The organism is Gordonia mangrovi (assembly GCF_024734075.1).
Classification (GTDB): Bacteria; Actinomycetota; Actinomycetes; order Mycobacteriales; family Mycobacteriaceae; genus Gordonia; species Gordonia mangrovi.
On record NZ_CP102850.1, the window covers coordinates 2,222,636 to 2,239,988 of the forward strand.

At 68.5% G+C, this 17,353-nt stretch carries 17 protein-coding genes; 8 read left to right on the forward strand and 9 right to left on the reverse strand.

Annotation, left to right across the window (positions count from 1 at the left end; translation table 11 throughout):
* Positions 1–131 precede the first annotated feature (131 nt).
* Positions 132–1,601 (forward strand): CCA tRNA nucleotidyltransferase, encoded by a 1,470-nt coding sequence (locus NWF22_RS10155; RefSeq protein ID WP_160901600.1) that lies wholly within the window; start codon positions 132–134, stop codon positions 1,599–1,601.
* Between the two features lie 44 nt (positions 1,602–1,645).
* Here NWF22_RS10155 and NWF22_RS10160 read toward each other — a convergent pair whose 3' ends face one another.
* Entirely contained in the window at positions 1,646–2,590 is a 945-nt protein-coding gene (locus tag NWF22_RS10160; protein ID WP_160901601.1) for a YegS/Rv2252/BmrU family lipid kinase, read from the reverse strand.
* 20 nt (positions 2,591–2,610) lie between these two features.
* Between NWF22_RS10160 and NWF22_RS10165 the strand changes: the two genes are divergently transcribed.
* Positions 2,611–3,219 (forward strand): TetR/AcrR family transcriptional regulator, encoded by a 609-nt coding sequence (locus tag NWF22_RS10165; RefSeq protein WP_233751025.1) that lies wholly within the window; start codon positions 2,611–2,613, stop codon positions 3,217–3,219.
* Complete coding sequence (locus tag NWF22_RS10170) at positions 3,216–4,751, forward strand: glycerol-3-phosphate dehydrogenase/oxidase (RefSeq protein ID WP_160901603.1); 1,536 nt, start codon at positions 3,216–3,218, stop codon at positions 4,749–4,751. The genes NWF22_RS10165 and NWF22_RS10170 overlap by 4 nt, the downstream gene beginning before the upstream one ends.
* Here the strand turns inward: NWF22_RS10170 and NWF22_RS10175 are convergent.
* Positions 4,745–5,836 carry an aminotransferase class V-fold PLP-dependent enzyme gene (locus NWF22_RS10175; protein WP_160901604.1) on the reverse strand — a complete coding sequence of 364 codons (1,092 nt, stop codon included), beginning with the start codon at positions 5,834–5,836 and terminating at the stop codon, positions 4,745–4,747. The genes NWF22_RS10170 and NWF22_RS10175 overlap by 7 nt on opposite strands.
* A 128-nt stretch (positions 5,837–5,964) precedes the next feature.
* On the opposite strand from NWF22_RS10175, the gene NWF22_RS10180 reads away from it, so the two are divergent.
* The gene (locus NWF22_RS10180) at positions 5,965–6,276 is read left to right on the forward strand and encodes a hypothetical protein (protein ID WP_160901605.1); all 312 of its coding nucleotides are present in this window, start codon (positions 5,965–5,967) and stop codon (positions 6,274–6,276) included.
* Between the two features lie 43 nt (positions 6,277–6,319).
* On the opposite strand, the gene NWF22_RS10185 is transcribed toward NWF22_RS10180, so the two are convergent.
* Positions 6,320–7,588 (reverse strand): DUF7373 family lipoprotein, encoded by a 1,269-nt coding sequence (locus NWF22_RS10185; protein ID WP_233751026.1) that lies wholly within the window; start codon positions 7,586–7,588, stop codon positions 6,320–6,322.
* 492 nt (positions 7,589–8,080) lie between these two features.
* Between NWF22_RS10185 and NWF22_RS10190 the strand changes: the two genes are divergently transcribed.
* Positions 8,081–9,928 carry an Hsp70 family protein gene (locus NWF22_RS10190; RefSeq protein WP_160901606.1) on the forward strand — a complete coding sequence of 616 codons (1,848 nt, stop codon included), beginning with the start codon at positions 8,081–8,083 and terminating at the stop codon, positions 9,926–9,928.
* Positions 9,929–10,155: 227 nt separating this feature from the next.
* Positions 10,156–10,617 (forward strand): hypothetical protein, encoded by a 462-nt coding sequence (locus tag NWF22_RS10195; RefSeq protein WP_160901607.1) that lies wholly within the window; start codon positions 10,156–10,158, stop codon positions 10,615–10,617.
* 304 nt (positions 10,618–10,921) lie between these two features.
* Here NWF22_RS10195 and NWF22_RS10200 read toward each other — a convergent pair whose 3' ends face one another.
* A complete protein-coding gene (locus tag NWF22_RS10200; RefSeq protein WP_160901608.1) occupies positions 10,922–11,278 on the reverse strand; it encodes a CD225/dispanin family protein in 357 nt (118 codons plus the stop codon).
* Between the two features lie 373 nt (positions 11,279–11,651).
* A complete protein-coding gene (locus tag NWF22_RS10205) occupies positions 11,652–12,269 on the reverse strand; it encodes a hypothetical protein (RefSeq protein ID WP_160901609.1) in 618 nt (205 codons plus the stop codon).
* A 304-nt stretch (positions 12,270–12,573) separates the two neighbouring features.
* On the opposite strand from NWF22_RS10205, the gene NWF22_RS10210 reads away from it, so the two are divergent.
* Complete coding sequence (locus NWF22_RS10210) at positions 12,574–13,164, forward strand: hypothetical protein (protein ID WP_160901610.1); 591 nt, start codon at positions 12,574–12,576, stop codon at positions 13,162–13,164.
* Here NWF22_RS10210 and NWF22_RS10215 read toward each other — a convergent pair.
* On the reverse strand, positions 13,124–14,458 hold the full coding sequence (locus tag NWF22_RS10215; RefSeq protein ID WP_160901611.1) for an MFS transporter: 1,335 nt from the start codon (positions 14,456–14,458) through the stop codon (positions 13,124–13,126). The two genes, NWF22_RS10210 and NWF22_RS10215, sit on opposite strands and share 41 nt — an antisense overlap.
* Before the next feature lie 114 nt (positions 14,459–14,572).
* Here NWF22_RS10215 and NWF22_RS10220 point away from each other — a divergent pair, with 114 nt between their 5' ends.
* Positions 14,573–15,145 (forward strand): YqgE/AlgH family protein, encoded by a 573-nt coding sequence (locus tag NWF22_RS10220; RefSeq protein WP_160902143.1) that lies wholly within the window; start codon positions 14,573–14,575, stop codon positions 15,143–15,145.
* Between the two features lie 27 nt (positions 15,146–15,172).
* Here the strand turns inward: NWF22_RS10220 and NWF22_RS10225 are convergent, their stop codons facing one another.
* The 3 genes from NWF22_RS10225 to NWF22_RS10235 are packed head-to-tail and all read right to left on the reverse strand — an operon-like array spanning position 15,173 to position 17,352.
* Complete coding sequence (locus NWF22_RS10225) at positions 15,173–15,586, reverse strand: nuclear transport factor 2 family protein (protein WP_160901612.1); 414 nt, start codon at positions 15,584–15,586, stop codon at positions 15,173–15,175.
* Between the two features lie 36 nt (positions 15,587–15,622).
* Positions 15,623–16,288 (reverse strand): helix-turn-helix domain-containing protein, encoded by a 666-nt coding sequence (locus NWF22_RS10230; protein ID WP_160901613.1) that lies wholly within the window; start codon positions 16,286–16,288, stop codon positions 15,623–15,625.
* Positions 16,289–16,344: 56 nt separating this feature from the next.
* Entirely contained in the window at positions 16,345–17,352 is a 1,008-nt protein-coding gene (locus tag NWF22_RS10235) for a bile acid:sodium symporter family protein (RefSeq protein ID WP_373692012.1), read from the reverse strand.
* Position 17,353: the final 1 nt, after the last annotated feature.

Below are 17,353 nucleotides of genomic sequence, written 5' to 3' on the forward strand. Positions count from 1 at the left end.
GTTTGCCTGGATGGGCCGTGGCGAAGTCGGTGGCGTCGGCACGGATGGGCGGTGGTCTGTGCCCCGGTTCACCCTGATCGTGGCCGGTCGGCACTTACTCGGGGGGCCATCGGGCACCGGATGCGCTGCGGATGGCGAAGGCGTCGACGGTAGGCTGTCTTGCCGTGACCGACCCCGATCGCCGAACTCGTCTGCTGGCCGGCGCGGCAGTCTCGCTCCAGGCGTTCTCGGACGTGTTGGTCCCCCTGGGGACACTGTTCGCCGACGCCGGTCACGAGCTGCATCTGGTCGGCGGGTCGGTGCGTGACGCTGTCCTCGGCCGGCTCGCCGGCGATCTGGATTTCACCACCGATGCGCGGCCCGAGCAGGTCACTGCGCTCCTGTCTGGGTGGGCCGACGCGCAGTGGGACACCGGCATCGAGTTCGGCACGGTCAGCGCCCGCAAGGGCGACGCGACCATCGAGATCACCACCTACCGCGCGGACTCCTACGACCGGGTCAGCCGCAACCCGCAGGTCGTCTTCGGCGATTCCCTGAACGGGGACCTGGTTCGTCGCGACTTCACCATCAACGCGATGGCGGTGCGTGTCGGCCGCGATGGTCCGGCCGAGTTCGTCGACCCGCTCGACGGGCTCACTGCCCTGCTGGCCGGCGTGATCGACACGCCGGCCACCCCGCAGGAGTCTTTCCACGACGACCCGCTGCGCATGTTGCGCGCGGTCCGGTTCGTCTCCCAGCTTGGGTTCCGGGTGGCACCTCGGGTGTTCGACGCGATCGCCGACATGTCTCAGCAGATCGAACGCATCACGGCCGAACGGGTGCGCGCCGAGCTCGACAAGATGATTCTCGGCGAGCATCCGCTCGAGGCGGTCGACGCGATGGTGGACACCGGACTGGCCGAGCGGGTGCTGCCGGAGGTGCCCGGGATGAAGCTGACGATCGACGAGCACCATCAGCACAAGGACGTCTACCAACATTCGTTGACCGTCCTGAAGCAGGCGATGGACCTCGAGGAGGGCGATCCCGACCTGGTGCTGCGGTGGGCGGCGCTCCTGCACGACATCGGCAAACCCGCCACCCGTCGTCACGAGCCGGGCGGCGGCGTGAGTTTCCATCACCACGAGGTGGTCGGCGCCAAGATGGTGCGGCGGCGGATGCGCGCGCTGAAGTATCCGAAGGCCATCGTCGACGACGTGTCGCAGCTGGTGTTCCTGCATCTGCGATTCCACGGCTACGGCGACGGCGCCTGGACCGACTCGGCAGTGCGGCGCTACGTCACCGACGCCGGTCCGCTGCTGGATCGGCTGCACAAGCTGGTGCGCGCCGACTGCACGACGCGCAACAAGCGGCGAGCGCGGCGGCTGCAGGAGAACTACGACCATCTCGAGGCCCGGATCGCCGATCTGCAGGCCGCGGAGGATCTCGAGCGGGTGCGCCCGGACCTCGACGGCAACGCGATCATGCAGCTGCTCGGACTGCCGCCCGGTCCCAAGGTGGGCGAGGCCTGGCGCTACCTCAAGGAACTGCGCCTCGATCGCGGACCGCTCAGCCACGAGGAGGCCGAGGAGGCGCTGCGGGAGTGGTGGCAGCAGCAGGGCTGATCACCACTCGCGCGCCGAGCAGCGGAACGCGCGCCCGCCGAGGATCACGAGGGGGCGAACACCGCCGCCGACGCCGGCACGGCCTCGAACACCGCCGGCAGCTCGCCGACGATGTCGCCGTCGATTGACACCAAGGCGGGCGGATCGCAGTAGAGCTCGATCTGTTTGCCGCGCATCGTGCGCACCATCGGGTGATCGACGTGGGTTCCGCCGAACACCTTCGGGAACACCCGCGCAACAGTGGCGCGGGCGAACCGCTCCGGATGATGGGCGAGCGTGAGGTCGAGCAGGCCGTCGGTCATCGACGCCCGCGGGGTGATCTGCATACCGCCGCCGTATGAGGTGGTGTTGCCGATGGCGGCGAACACCAGGTCGTCGTCGACCTCGACATCGTCGACACGCACGTCGTAGTGATAGGACGGCAGTCGGACGAGTTCGCGCAGCGCGGCCAGCGTGTACCGGGCCTGACCCTTGGGCCACCGCATGTCGATGGCGCGTGCGGTCACCGACGCATCGAAGCCGGTGGCGGCGACGGTGACGAACAGCGCGCCGCGGCCATCCGGGAAGGTCACCCGGCCGAGATCGATGGCCCGGGTGTGCCCGGTGGCGATGATCTCGACCGCGGCGGTGACGTCGTCGCGTGGGATGTCCAGATTGCGGGCCACGTCGTTGCCGGAGCCGGCGGGCACGATGCCGAGCGGCTTGTGTGTTCCGAAGGTCGCTTCGACGGCGAGCCGGATGGTTCCGTCCCCACCCACCACGACGATGCCGTCGGTGTCGCCGCGGGCGGCCTTGCCGGTCCGTTCGGCGGCATCCTGGGCGTCGGATCCGGTGATGATCTCGGTGTCGACACCGCGCGCCGCGAACTCGGCGACCGCGGTCTCGGCGACCGCCCCGCCGGCGCCGTGACGCGCATGCGGATTGACCAGCACGGTCACGTGGCCGACCGCTGTCCGGTCGGTGCGGTGGTCGTGGGGCAGGCCTGCCATAGGTTACGATGTTACACATCATGTCAATCTGTAAAGCTGATATCGGTGAGCAGGTACTCGACGCGGCCCGTGCCTGCCTCATCCGCAGCGACGGACACAAGGTGACGTTGGCCGAGGTGGCCCGAGAGGCCGGCGTCAGCCGTCCCACCGTCTACCGGCGGTGGACGGACATGTCCGAGATCACTCGCGCATTGCTGACCCGCGAGGTGATGGGCATCGTCACGGCGGTCACCGACGTCACTCCGCTGCGCACCGCGGAGTTCGACGCCACCGTGGATCTGGTGGTGCGGGTGGCGGCGGCGTTGCGCGACGACGAACTGGTCGCGGCATTGTGGCGGGCCCAGCGGGAGTTCATGACGCCCTATGTCTTCGACCGTCTCGGGACCAGTCAGCAGGGGGTGCTCGCCATCCTCTCCGATGCGATCGCCCACGGGCAGCGGCGAGGCCAGGTCCGCGACGGTGACCCGGAGAAGCTGGCGTCGATGGTGTTGTTGATCACCCAGTCGGCGATTCAGTCGCGCGCGCTGGTCGAGTCCATCCTCGGCGACGAGTGGAGCAGGGAACTGCACCACGCGTTGTCGTCGTATCTGCGCCGTCCCGACGGCGAGCCACCGACGATCATCGGATGACGGGACTCGACGCCACCCGGCGGCGCCGCTGGCTGAGCGAGTTGGCCGAGCAGGACCACCCGCTCGACGTGCTCGTCGTCGGCGGCGGGATCACCGGCGTCGGCGTGGCCCTCGACGCCGCGACCCGCGGGCTGCGGGTCGGGTTGGTGGAGGCGCACGATCTGGCGTACGGCACCTCGCGGTGGAGCAGCAAGCTGGTGCACGGCGGATTGCGCTACCTGGCCGGCGCGCATCTGCCCATCGCCTACGAGAGTGCCGTCGAGCGGCATCACCTGATGACGACCATCGCTCCGCACCTGATCCGTCCATTGGCCCAGGTGGTGCCGGACTTCGGTGCACGCACCGCGGCGGCGATGATCCGGACCGGCGTGGGGGCCGGCGACGTGCTGCGACGGGTGGCGCGTACCCCCGCCTCGGTGTTGCCCGGGCCGCGACGGCTGTCGGTGACCGAGACCCTTCAATTGTGCCCGCAGACCTCGCGGAGCGGGCTGCGTGGCTCCACCGCGCATTTCGACGGGCAACTCGTCGACGACGCCCGGTTGGTGGTCACGGTCGCCCGCACGGCCGCCGCCTTCGGCGCGATGATCTGCACCCACACGCGCGCCGACCGGGTCACCGGCACCGGCGCCCGGCTGACCGACGCCCGCACCGGCGAGACCTTCGACGTGGCCGCCCGTACGGTCGTCAACGCCGCCGGCGTGTGGGCCGGTGAGGTGGACCCGACCGTCCGGATCCGGCCGAGTCGCGGTACCCATCTGATCCTCGACGCGGCGACCTTCGGCCACCCCGCCGGTGCGCTGACGGTACCGGTGGCCGGGTCGATCTCGCGGTTCGTGTTCGCCTTGCCCGAGCCGCTCGGGCGGGTGTTCGTCGGCCTGACCGACGTCGATGCGCCCGGTCCGATCCCCGACGTCCCGCAGGCGTCGCACGCCGAGGTCGACTATCTGCTCGAGGCGATCAACCCTGCGCTCGACCGGCCGGTGACCCGGTCCGACATCATCGGGACCTACGCCGGGCTACGGCCACTCGTCGACGTCGGTGACGGCAGGTCTTCGGGCGCCGGAAGTCTCGCCGATCTCTCGCGGCGGCACCGGATACAGGTGAGCGATCAGACGGTGGTCGGTGTGCTCGGCGGAAAGTTGACCACGTACCGGCGCATGGCGCAGGACGCCGTCGATGCTGCGGTGGCGGCCGGGGGACTGCCCGCGGGTCGCTGCATCACCGCGACGACCCCGCTCATCGGCGCCGCCGGAATCGCGCAACCGCCGGAGCTGCCGGCGTCGCTGATCAGCCGTTTCGGTTCCGAGGCGACCAAGGTGGTGTCGTCGGCACAGGTCGAGCGGCCACTGGAGCCGATCGTCGACGAGATCGACGTCGTCCGGGCGGAGGTGGAGTTCGCACTCACCCACGAGGGCGCGCTCACCGTCGGCGATGTCCTACACCGGCGCACCCGCATCGGGCTGGTGGACGCCGACGCCGACCGGGCGCGACCTGCGATCACCGAGATCGTCGAGCAGGTGCGGTCTCAGTAGCCCATCGTTCGCAGCGCGTCGGCGAGCTTGTCGAGGTCCTCGCGCTCCACATCGAGATGTGGGCTGATCCGCAGCACCGACTGTTCGGTGGTCAGCGGGGCGCGCCAGGAGTCGGCGCAGGTGACCAGGATGCCCAGCGAGAACAGCTTGGCCTGGGCGGCGGCCACGTCGGATGGTTGCCAGCCCGGCGGCGGCGCCAGGGTGGTGGTGGAGCATGGTTCGTCGACCGGTTCGAGCACTTCCCAGCTGCCGATGCCGTCGAGGCGTTCGCGGGTCGCCCGGCCGATCGCGGCGAGTTCGCGGAACACCCGCTGCTGCCCGATGGCGAGTACCTCCGAAACCGCCATCCCCAGGCCGAGCCGGCCGGCGACAAATGCTTCGGAACTCTCGATCTCCACCGGACGCAAGGCGTCTTTGCGCACGGCGACGAATCCGACCCCGCGCGGTCCGGTCAGCCATTTGCGGCTGGTGCCGTAGACGACGTCGGCGCCGGTGACGGTGGGCACGTGGCCGGCGGTCTGGGCCATGTCGACCACCACCGGAACGCCTGCCGCATGCGCGATCTCGACGATCCGGGTGACGGGCTGCACGATCCCCGACATCGCCCCGATGTGGCAGATGTGGATGAAGTCGGGCTGCTCGAACTGCAGCATGTTCTCCAGCGCGTCGGTGTCGACGTGGCCGGCGATGTCGGCATCCGGCAGCGGCCGCACCGCGTAGCCGCGACGTTCGAACTCCACGAGGTTCGGGCCGAACTCGTTCTTCGCCACCCACACGGTGCTCGAGATCGGCAGATTCCAGTAGGTGAGTAGCGCCCGCAGCGCGGCGCGGGCGCTCTCCCGGAACGCGAGTTCGTCGGCGGTGTGGCCGATCAGCGACGCGAGATCGCGCTTGTCCCGGGCGATCTCGTCGGCGCGATCGGCGGCCGCCACGTACGACCCCCGCTCGCTCTCGCGCCACAGGTGCGCCGAGATGGATCCGATCACGGCGTTCGACGACCGGCCCGCCGCCGCGGAGTCGAGGTGGACGACTTCCGGGCGCAGGCGTGCACGTCGCCATTGCTCGCCCAGTTCGCTCACGTACATGAATCCTGAACCTACCGGCCCGGGGCGATACTTGAATCGGGCACCCCTGGCCACCGTGAACCCGGCGAGGTGGCCGTATCCATCTGCGAGTGCTCTCCGGTGAGGAGCCGCGACGTCAAGGAGGCCGCATGTCCCAACTCGACCCCACCCGCCCCCATGGCGGACGCTATCTCGGTGAACCGCACACGATCGACGACCGCACCACGATGATCTCGGTCTCGCGCACGGGACTCCGGGGTGCGCCGGTGACGGTCGGGGTGCTGACCATCACCGACGGCACCACCACCTGGACTCCGGTCGTGGACGCCGGTCGGGTGGCCATGATCGGGGTGATAACCGGACTCATCGCGGCGACGCTGGGCTCGGCTGCCGTGCTGCGCCAGCCGCCGTGGCCCAAGATGACCATCGAATCCGATCGGTTCCCGGGAGGCAATCGCTGACAGCAGGTCGGCGCACCGGCGCCGACTCCTTTACACGTGCCGGTCAGCTGTCGTTCTGGTCGGCTTTGGTGAACAGAACATACTGCGCGGAGGCCTGCTGGTAGGCGTCCTGCTGGTTGTCGGAGTGGATCTCGCCGACGTAGCGGTCGTTGTGGACCCAGCAGGTGTAGGTGGTGTTGGTGGTGGAGCAGACTGCGGACGGCAGTCCGGGCGGGGAGTCGATGCCCTCGCCTGTGGCGTTGGCCGCGTAGCTCTTCATGAGCGTGGTGGCCTGCTCGGGGGTGGCAGCACGGTAGACCACGGAGCGCTCGACCGCGTTGGCGGTGGAGCCGGCGTCGTTGAGGCTGTTGAAGGTGCCGACGGGGTCGCTGCTGAAGTGCGCCATCCCACGTGGTCCGTACACCGCGCGCATGCTTTGCGGGGTCAAACCCGTTTTGCCGCCCGACATTTCCTCGTCGGTGTAGGGCAGCGCGTAGATGAGGACGTGATCTTGATCGACGATCGGTCGGGTCGGGCCGGTGATGCCGCGGGCAGCCGCCTCGTCCTTGGTGGGCGTGGCGGGGAACTGGTCGATCAATGCCGTCTGCAGCGAGATCGCCTTACGCACTGTGGGTTCCAGTAGCTCCTGCTGCTCGGTGGTGGTCTGATACCACTCGTAGATCACGTAGGTGTCGTGTGGGGTGAAGGTGATGAGCCGCTCGGTGCCGTCGGTGCCGCTGTCGCGGATGACGTGAGTGCCGGGTAGGCCGGGCAAGGTGGTGACGGTGGCGTTGCTGTTGGAGGCGACCTGTTGGGCGAGCTGCCGGGCCGCGTCCTCGGCGGCCTGCGGGGTCATGTAGCGCAACACCATACTGCTGAGGCTGCGGCTGGTGCCCTCACGAATGGTGGAGTCCGGGGTGGCGGCGGTGGTGGTGAACCCATAGAGGAGTTCGTCGTTGGCGGGTATGTCGGCGGTGCCCTCGCCGAGAACCACGGTCAGGTTCTGGCGGCTGCTGATCGCCGAGGTCGGGAGTTTGCCGTTGGTGATATCGCGATCGACCTCGAAAGGCACCACGATGAACTGCGCCATGCGTTGACCTTCGACCTGCACGATCTGGTCATCGGTGGCGCGACCGAACTCTGAACGCGGCTCGGTGGGGTAGGGGCCGGTATCGAGGGCGGATACATCGACCGACGGCTGTGCCGCACTGCTGGCGGCGGCGTTGTCGCTGGTGGATTGGCCGTCGGTGGAGCAGGCGGTCAGGGCGGTGAGGGTGGCGGTCGCAGTTGCTGCGATACCGATCGTGCGGAGTGTCGGTTGCCAACGCGTCATCAGTGTGGTGTCTCCTTCTGCGGGTGTGCCGCTGCAAGGGAGATCCCTTGTGACCGGCCGCGGCCCGCACGCAAGATTTGTGTGGTCTGCATGATTGGATGCGCCGGCGGCCGATTTGGTTCCCCCCGACCAGACCTGCACGATTCTGTTGTTCGGATGCAGAGTAGTGCAGCGCCGTGTTCCCGGCCGGAGTCGGGTGTCGGTACACTCACACCCCGATATCCCCGGACCCCGGGTCACGCGCGACTCCGCATCTGCCCTGGGGCTGGCGAGGGGCGGGGTGAGGGAACCGGGGGACCAGCAGTGATGGCTGAACATGACGCATCGGTGACGGTGCTCGAATCTCAGCGGACGTTGCGCACCAACCCCCCCACGTCGGGCCACCGATCCGGTCCCCGCCGCGTCGCCGCCCCGGGGCACGCTCATCCGTGGCTACTGCCCTGACACCACCAGCAGCGGCGCCAGCCGCTAACCAGCAAGGACCCCTTCTACATGCCTTCTGCCGCCTCGTGGATTCTGGCCATCGACTTCGGCACCTCCAACTCCGCTGCCGCCCATTCCGGCGCCACCAGCGGCGGTGTGGAGACGCTGTCACTGACCCACACCAGCAATCTGATGCCGTCGGCGGTGTTCCTGGAAACCCCGGAGCGCGTCATCGTCGGATACGCCGCCATCGATGCCGCCCAGCACAACCCGGCCGGGTATGTGGCCTCCCCGAAGCGGCTGATCGGCGGCCAATCGGTGACCACGGTCAACGGCCACACCGTGCCGACCGCCACATTGGTGAGCGCGGTGCTGCGCACCATCATCGGACGCGCGGTCGCCGCGCACGCCGGACATCCCCCCAGCCAGGTGGTGCTGACCCATCCCGAGGCCTGGGCGCCGGAGCAGATCGCGGTGCTCACCGACGCAGCAGCCGGAGCGGGGGTGCCCGCCGACGACATCCGCACCATCTCCGAGCCACGCGCGGCGGCCGCGCACTACTCCCGATCGCACGCCATGGCGCCGGGCGCCACAATCGTGGTGTTCGACTTCGGTGGCGGCACGCTGGACATCGCGGTCCTCACCGTCACCGGTGACAGCGACTTCGAGGTCGTCGCCGCCCGCGGGAACAACGGGCTCGGCGGCAAGAACCTGGATGCGTTGATCCAACGCTGGGTGTTCGACCGGATCGCCGAACGCGACCCGGATCTGGTCGAATGGCTGCGGCGCGGGGCACCCATCGACACGCTGCAAGCCCTACAAGACTCGATCCGACACGCCAAAGAGCTGCTGTCGGAGACGCCGTCGGCCACCATCACCGTGCCCGCCCCCAACGGCGCACGTACCACCCTGCAGCTCACCCGCGACGAGTTCGACGAACTCATCACCCCGGCGGTGACCGAGGCGATCCGGTTGACCCGGGAGACCCTGCTCGACGCCGCCATCACTCATCCCGACCAGATCACCGCCCTGTATCTGACCGGTGGCTCGTCCCGCATTCCGCGTATCCAACACGAGCTCGGGGCGCTGGGCCCGGTGGCGACCCTCGACGACCCGAAAACCGTGGTCGCCCAAGGTGCGGTGACCACGGCCCTGGTCCGGGCCACCCCGAACACCGATCACCAGCGGGTGCCCGGGCCCGAGGCACTGATGCCGGCCTGGTACGGCCAACTCGGCCACCCTCCGGGCCGTGGCCAGCCCACCGGCAGACCGATCGCGGGCCCACAGTTTCAGGAGGACCCCACGCCGCCGCGTCGTCGGACCGGCCGTACCGCCGCGATCGTCGTTTCCGCCGTCGTGGTCCTCGGCATCATCGCCGCCGCCATCGTGGTGACGCGCACCGGGTCCGACGACCCTGCCGGCCCGGACTCCACCGCCGCGGCAGGTGCGGCGGAGTCGACGGCGGCAGCCGCGGCCACCGGCAACGACGGCGGCAGCATCGTCACAGACGAAGCGACCCTGCTCGCCACCCTGCCGGGGTCATTGCAGGCCGACACCACCAACTGCCGCAAAACCGGTTTCACGACCAACGGAGCGGTGACGATGATGTGTGATTTCGCCGAAGGTGGATCGTTGGTCGAGCTGATGGAACCGCCCGGCGACTACATGATGTTCCACATCGACAGCAACGAGGCCGACACTCGCATCGTCAACATCCGCAACGGCGTCTACACCGACGGGACCGGCATCCTCATCGAGTCTCCCGACCGTCAGGCCGCCGGCGAAGTCGACACCGATGGCGCCGGCACCACCATCGACTACGTCGACGCCGGCACCGGACTGGTGATCACGGTCGACGGTCTGGCCTCGGTCGAGGATGCCCAGACCTTTCTCTCCCAATCCGGCCTGATTCGCTGACCGGACTCGGTGTGCTCGGCGGGAACATTGCCGCCCGTCGGGTGCATCTCATCTGTACGCCACACGAGCACGCCGCGCCCGACCGCCGCCCGACACCGACCGTGACGGCTACAGCGACACCGTCAGCTACATCGACGGCGGAGCCGACCACACCACTGACGACGTGATGTGACCCACCAGTTCGATGACGTGACCACTCCATCCCGCACCACACCGAGAGGCCCGCCATGACCGCCTACCCGCCCCCATCCGGGCCCCCGCGGGATCCCGCCCCGCTGCGTCGACAGGCTTCGACCGCGCTGACCGGAGCGATCCTGCTCTGGGTGCTCGTGGGCTTGATGATCCTCGGCACGATCGGTCGAGCCGCCTCGGCATCGACCACGCCTGCCCCGAGTTCGGGTGCCGAGGCCTTCGGGCGGCTGGTCGGCATGATCGGCTTGCCGATCGCCGCCGCCGTCGGCGCCGTCCTGCTGCATCGCCGACGCGCACGACTGCTGCGTCAGGCACATGCGATCCAGTCGTTCGGTCAGGTCGCTCCCGGTTATCCCACACCCGGCCATCTCGCACGGGTATATCCGCCCCCGAACTCCCCGTACGGTCAGGGGTTTCACCCGAACTACCCGCCGCCCGGTCACTGGCCGCCGCCGAATCATCTGTCGCCGTCACAGCACCGACCTGACAGTCAGTAACAGCGACGCCATACTGTTCAACCCTTCCTCACCAGCCCCGTGCTGCCCGGCAGTGCACTGCTGCTGATCGCAACCACCTCGTTGTCCACGCGGAGCTCTCGAGAGGGAATCTCGCCGGAATCTCCTCGAAAGATTCTGCTCTGCTGCCGAATACGTTGGCATGAGCTGCGCGCCTGCCGTTGCTGCATTCCCTCGACCGTGAACGCTGCCGGCTCTGTGCCGAACCGACGTGGCACAGATACGCATTTGGGGCTGCCCACGTGTCGTGGACAGCCCCAGATGACAGCGAGGTGGCTGAGCCGATTCAGTAGTAGGAGACGGAGCTCGCCGAGGAGATGATCTCGGCGATCATCGCCACATAGAGCACGATGAATGCGACGCTCAGAATCGCCCAGAGCAGCAGTGAGATCTTGCCGAGTCGCTTGGCGCGGTCGGCGGCGTCCTGAGCGGCGGCATGGTCGCCGGACAGCCACAGCCCGGTCACCTTGGACGAATGGGCGAATGCAGCGAACGCCAACGGCCAGAAGAAGATCATCGCGGCCACAGCCCATCCGGCGTTGGTGGCCGGCATCGGTGCCGTCACCCGCGGCGACATGGGCGGCATCGGTGGGGCCATCATGAACGGGCGGTGCGGGGTCGACGGCGATTGACTGGGATACATCTGTGAGCTCCTTACTGGTGGGACGCTGGTGTTGCGCGTTCGCGGAACACAGATCAGACGCAGCGGTGCAGCGGGAAGGTTCCCGTCAACCCCACCCGGGTTTGTGGACTGCTGCGGACCGGAAGGGTGAGGGATTGGTGCACTGCAATATCTGGCGTACGAGCACAGCACTTGTCGGGTGGGGCGCGGTATCAAGGGATGGAACTCGTCGGACATCGGATCGTTGGCGCCAGGGTTGTTGAAATGTGCACTGGCGGCGGTGGATTGCGCCGAACCGAATACCACCACGGCCGTGTCGCGCGCTGCGACACGGCCGTGACTCTTGATGGGGAAGCCCCCCTGTCGGGTGGCTTCCGGTGATGGTGCGGGGTGCTCAGAGAATGCTGTCGTCATACCCGCCGGTGTTGGGATCCTCCGGCGCCGGGCCGGTCGGGTCCTCGCCGTAGGTGTTGCCGTAGTCGTCCGAGTAGGCATCGATCTGGCCGTCGCCGTCGCCGTCGTAGTCCAGGGCAGTGGCCACGATCTGGCCGTCGTCGACCACGTCGATCTGGGTGGCGGTGCCGGTGTCGTCGACGTGCACGATGGTGTCGACCTCGCCGTCGTAGTCGGTGTCGGTGACGATCTGAGCTCCGCCATCGGCGGTCGGGGCGGCAGCAGTGTCGACGATGCCGTCGGCGTTGGTGTCGGCCTCCATGAGGGTGACGTTGCCGGCCTCGTCGTAGTGCACGGCGACATCGTTACCGGCGGCATCGGTGGTGTGGCGGACGGTGTCGTCGCCACCCGACGGGGCGGGCTGAGTACCGGCGGCAGGCGTCGGCGCGGGCTCGGCGGCCGCGACGGGGTCGGCATCCGCGACGGGCTCGGGCCGGGCCGAATCGGCCGGCGGCGCCGCGGCCGCAGAGTTCGCTGCCGGGTCGGTGGACTCGTCGTAGGGCCGGTCCGGGCTGATGTTCGGCTGCGCGGCGCTGTGGGCGGCGGTGCTGTCAGACATGGTGGCGATCTTCCCCTCGAAGACATTGCGTCAGGTGAATGTGTCGCAGGTCTGACGTTCCCCGACGACAGGTTTGTTCCCGCCGAGTCCACATCCGCGGCGCCCACCTGCAGAGCAGACGCATGACCACCGGAAATCGGCTCCTCGGTCGTGCTGTCGCCGCGGCCACCACCATCCATCAGCTGGTCGCCGGCCTGCGCCACGGCAACCGACCCGTGCGTTCTGTCGTCAGTGCCTCCGCGATGAGGGCCGAGCATTTCGTCGGACCACGGAACCACAGCCGCTTGAAAAGCGTCCAAGAACCATGGACCCCATCGAGTACCTCTTCGGGACCGGCAACGGCGACACCACCTCCTGGGTGTCGGGCGCCGACACCGACATCTCCGGAGACGGGCGGCCGGATGGGGTGGTCCTCGACTTCGACGGTGACGGCCGGCGCGACGATGCCATGTGGGACAGCGATGCCGACGGGGTGGCCGACGTCGTCGCGCTCGACCGGGACGACGACGGGCGCGCCGACGACTTCTACCGGGACGACGGTTCCGGCGTGTGGGGGCAGCCCGCCACGGGGCCGGTGGGTGGCGCACCATCGACACACGAGCTCGAGATCCCGCCCCCGCCGGGTCGGGTGGACCAACCAATGCCTCCGCACGAGACCGCCGGCCGGGAAGATGATGCCGACGCGGTGGTGGTCCGCTCAATCGACCTCGACGGCGACGGCACCGCGGACATCGAACTCGTCGGCACTCGCCGCGCGGGCATTCCGGTGGCCGACCGGCTCTACGTCGACTCCGACGGTGACGGCCGGTTCGATCGCGTCTTGGTGGATTCCGACGGTGACGGCCGCGCCGACGTCAGTTTTGATGACCAATCGCCCCGATTCGAGGCTCGGTGACGGCCAGCGGCCCGTGATGGGGCGGCGTGTGCACGAAGCGCACCACGATCACGCCGACGAGGTAGAGCACCACACCGACGATCAGCAGTCCCACTGATCGTCCGTCGTCGGGGATGGCCAGTGCCGCGATGGTGACCGCGCCGACGTAGGCGATGTTGAACACGGCGTCCTGCACGGAGAACACCTGCCCGCGCACCATATCGCCGATGTCCACCTGCATGGCGACGTCGCCGCACAGTTTCGCGATCTGCCCGATCAGCCCGAGCACGAAGGCGCCGAGGCAGAAGACGATCGGGTGAAAGGTGAGCAGCGACGCCTCGGCGACGGCGCCGAGCAGCATGGCGCCGATCAGCGTGGGGCGTCGGCCGTAGCGTTCCACCGAGATGGGGGTGACCACCGCGGCGAGGAAGGCGCCGCCGGCGGTGAATCCCGCGACCACCGACACCCCGGCCAGGCCATCACCCACCCCGGCCTCCTTGCTGAGCACCAGCAGCATCAGCGTGTTGATCCCGAAGACCAGGCGGTGGGCGCCGATCGCCGACAACGCGGCCGCAACGGTGCGCGAGTGCGCGACCGCCCGTATCCCGTGTGGTAGGCCGACGGTGATGGCGTGCAGGGCCGAGCGTCCCGGGTCGTCGGGCTCGTCGGGGCCCAGTTGCAGGCGGCCGAAGCCGTGCGCCAGGGTTGCCGCGATCAGCGCGATCACCACTCCGCCGAGGGTGGTGAACGCGCTGCCGGAGTTGTCCGGTCCGAAGATCATCCGCAGGACCGCGGCGATGCCCGCGCCGACCGCGAGCATGCCGGCTCCGAGGGTGGTGAACAGGGCGTTGGTGGCGACGATGACGTCGCGGTGGGCGACATGGGGGAGCGACGCCGACAGGCCCGATGCGACGAACCGACTGGCGCCGGTGACAGCGAGCGCACCGAAGAGCACCACGGTGTCACTCGCGCCGGTGGCGATGGCGAGCGCGACCAGAGAGATGAGCCCGGCCCGGAGCACATTCGCGAACATCAACACGTTGCGCCGATCCCAGTGGTCGAGCAGCGCGCCGGCGAACGGACCGATCAGCGAATACGGCAGCAGCAGCACGGCGAGGCCGCCGGCCACGGCCAGCGGATCGGCGTGTCGCTCCGGATTGAACAGGATCGACGCAAACAGCGCCGCCTGGAAGACACCGTCGGTGATCTGGCTGGTCAGCCGCACCGCGAGCAGCCGCCCGAGCCCGGGCGAGTGCCCCAACGAGCGGATGAACCCCCGCAGACCGGGGGAGGTGTGCGGCGAGCCTGACGTCACTGATTCAGACTACCGACCTCGACCGGTGAGCCATGCCATGATGGGGGAGTGGCCGGCGGCGACGACTCAGAGGATCCGACCCCCGAGTTCTACTCGGAGGGCGCTGCACCCGACATGCCCACGGCCGGTCGAGTCCGGCCGGGCACACTGCTGATCGCGTCGACCGATCTGATCGAACCGACCTTCGCCCGCACTGTCATCTACATCATGGAGCACAACGACGCCGGCAGCCTCGGCGTGGTGCTCAACCGGATGAGTCAGACCGCGGTGCACAACCTGCTCCCCCAGTGGGCCGACCTGTCCGCATCGCCGCGGGCGCTGTTCGTCGGCGGACCGGTGAAGCAGGATGCCGCGCTGTGCCTGGGTGTGGTGAAGCTGGGCGCCGACATCTCCGGCCACGAGGCATTGCGCCCAGTGGACGGACGCGTGGTGCTGGTCGACCTCGACGGCGATCCGACGGAACTCGCCGACGTTCTCGACGGGGTCCGGGTGTTCGCCGGCTACTCCGGGTGGGGTGAGCGTCAGCTCGACGCCGAACTCGAACAGAACAGCTGGCTGTTGGCCTCGGCACTGGCGAAGGATCTGTTGGCGCCGACGACGACCGATCTCTGGGGTTCGGTGCTGCGTCGCCAGACGTGGCCCACGCCGCTGCTCGCGACCCATCCGATCGATGTCGCGCGAAACTGAGCAACGGCACGGTCCTGCGCGTGTGGCTCAACCCGGCAGGCTGAACGGTTCGTAGCAGTCGTAGGTGTCGTGGGTGAGGATCAGTCCGTCGGCGACGGTCACGAACCCGGCCATGTGCGCCACGATCTCGGTCTCGCCGATCGTGCCCTGCCACCGGGACCGCACCCCGGCGCGATCGCCGGAGACCAGGACCTCGTCGATGGTGATGCTCTGCGTCGTCAGGCGTTGCTTGCCGGCCAGGAACCCGGCCACGGTCTCCTCCACATCGCGCGTGTTTCCGCCCGGCGCGATGGGGTTGGGCAGTTCGTTGAATGACGCATCCGGATGGAGGATGCCCCGCAGATCGGCCTCGGTGGATGCCAGATCGGCGACGATCGCGAAGTAGCGGCGCACGACATCTTCGGTAGGGACATCTTCGGGGGTGACGTGAGATCCACTCATGCGGAGCATTATGCCCAGGTCGTCGTGCCGGGGCCGTCACTCGGTGTCGTGATTGTCCGGATATGCGGTGACCGCCAGGAACCGGATCGGCAGCCGGACCAGATCGTGCGGCCCGTGGATGCCCTCACCGTCGAGGAGCAGACAGTCACCCGGACGCAGCGTGTACTCGGCGTTGCCGTGGCCGTAGACCATGACGCCTTCGAGCATGTACAGCATCTCGGTGCCGGGGTGTTGAAAGCGGGGAAACACCTCGCTGTCGTCGGTGAGGGTGACCAATACGGGTTCGAGACGTTTGTGCTGGCCGCGCAGACCGCCGAGCAGTTCGTAGTGATGGCCGACGCGGGTGCCGCGTCCCACGATCACCGCGCCCTTGCCGGCCTCGGTGTAGATCGCCTCCCGCTCGACGTCGGCGCCGCGGAACAGCGAGGTGACCGGGACGTCGAGTCCGGCGGCCAGGCGGGCGAGGGTGGAGAGGCTGCACGAGGTCTGCGCGTTCTCGATTTTGGAGAGCATCGCCTTGGAGATGCCGACCTTGGCGGCCATGTCTGCGACCGACATCCCGGCATTGCGGCGCAGCATCCGGACCTGATGTGCGATCGCCGCCTCCAGATCGCCGGCGGTCGGCACGTCCCCGTGGACCTCCCGATGCACCGGTGCGGGGTCGCCGGTGTCCCGGATCGTCTTCGTCGAATCGGCAGCCATCGGGCCAGTGTAGCTAGTTTCTGTTTCCTCGCAGTGGACGAAACGCGGGTACGGCCTTAGGGCACCGTCGCCGCGTCTGCCTCACGGCCGTAGCGGGTGGCCAGCCATGAGCAGAGGATCAGTTGGATCTGGTGGAAGATCATCAGCGGCAACACGATGAGACCGACCGTCGACCCGGCGAACAGGACCGTCGCCATCGGTAGGCCGGTGGCGAGGCTCTTCTTGGTGCCGCAGAACTGGATGGCGATCACATCTTCGCGGGAGAATCCGAGGCGCCGCGGCACCCAGCGCGTCACCACCAGCATCACCACGACCAGGATCAGCGAGATCACCGCGACGGCGACCAGTTGCCCGGCGTCGACGATCGACCAGATGCCCTCGCGGACGCCCTCGCTGAACGCCACGTAGACCACCAGCACGATGGTGCCGCGATCGGCGAGCTTGGTGATCTTCGCGTGCCGGGCGAAGAACGGACCGACCCACGGCCGGGCGATTTGGCCGACGATGAACGGCAGCAGGATCTGACCGAGGATCTTCAGCACCGAGGTGCCGTCGATCGTGACGTCGCCGTCGGTGGTCATCAGTAACACCACCAGCAGCGGGGTCAACACCACACCCAGGATGTTGGACGCTGATGCGCTGACGATCGCTCCGGGTACGTTGCCGCGGGCGATGGAGGTGAACGCGATGGACGACTGCACCGTGGACGGCACCAGGCACAGGAACAGCAGGCCCGCGTAGAGGTCGCCGCCGATGATCGGCTCGACGAGCGGGCCGATGGCCAGGCCGACGAGCGGGAACACCACGAACGTGAACGCGAGGATGGTGAGATGCAGGCGCCAGTGCTTGAGGCCGTCGAGGGCCTCCCGCGGATGCAGCCGGGTGCCGTAGAGGAAGAACAGCGCGGCGATCGCGACCACGACCACCCAGTCGAGCACCTCGGCGGCGTCGCCCTTGGCCGGCAGGAGTGCCGCGAGGATCACGGCCCCGATGATCGCGAGGATGAACCCGTCGACGGGCGAGCGGTTGAACCAGTCGCGCGCGACTGCCAGCGGGGCGGCCACG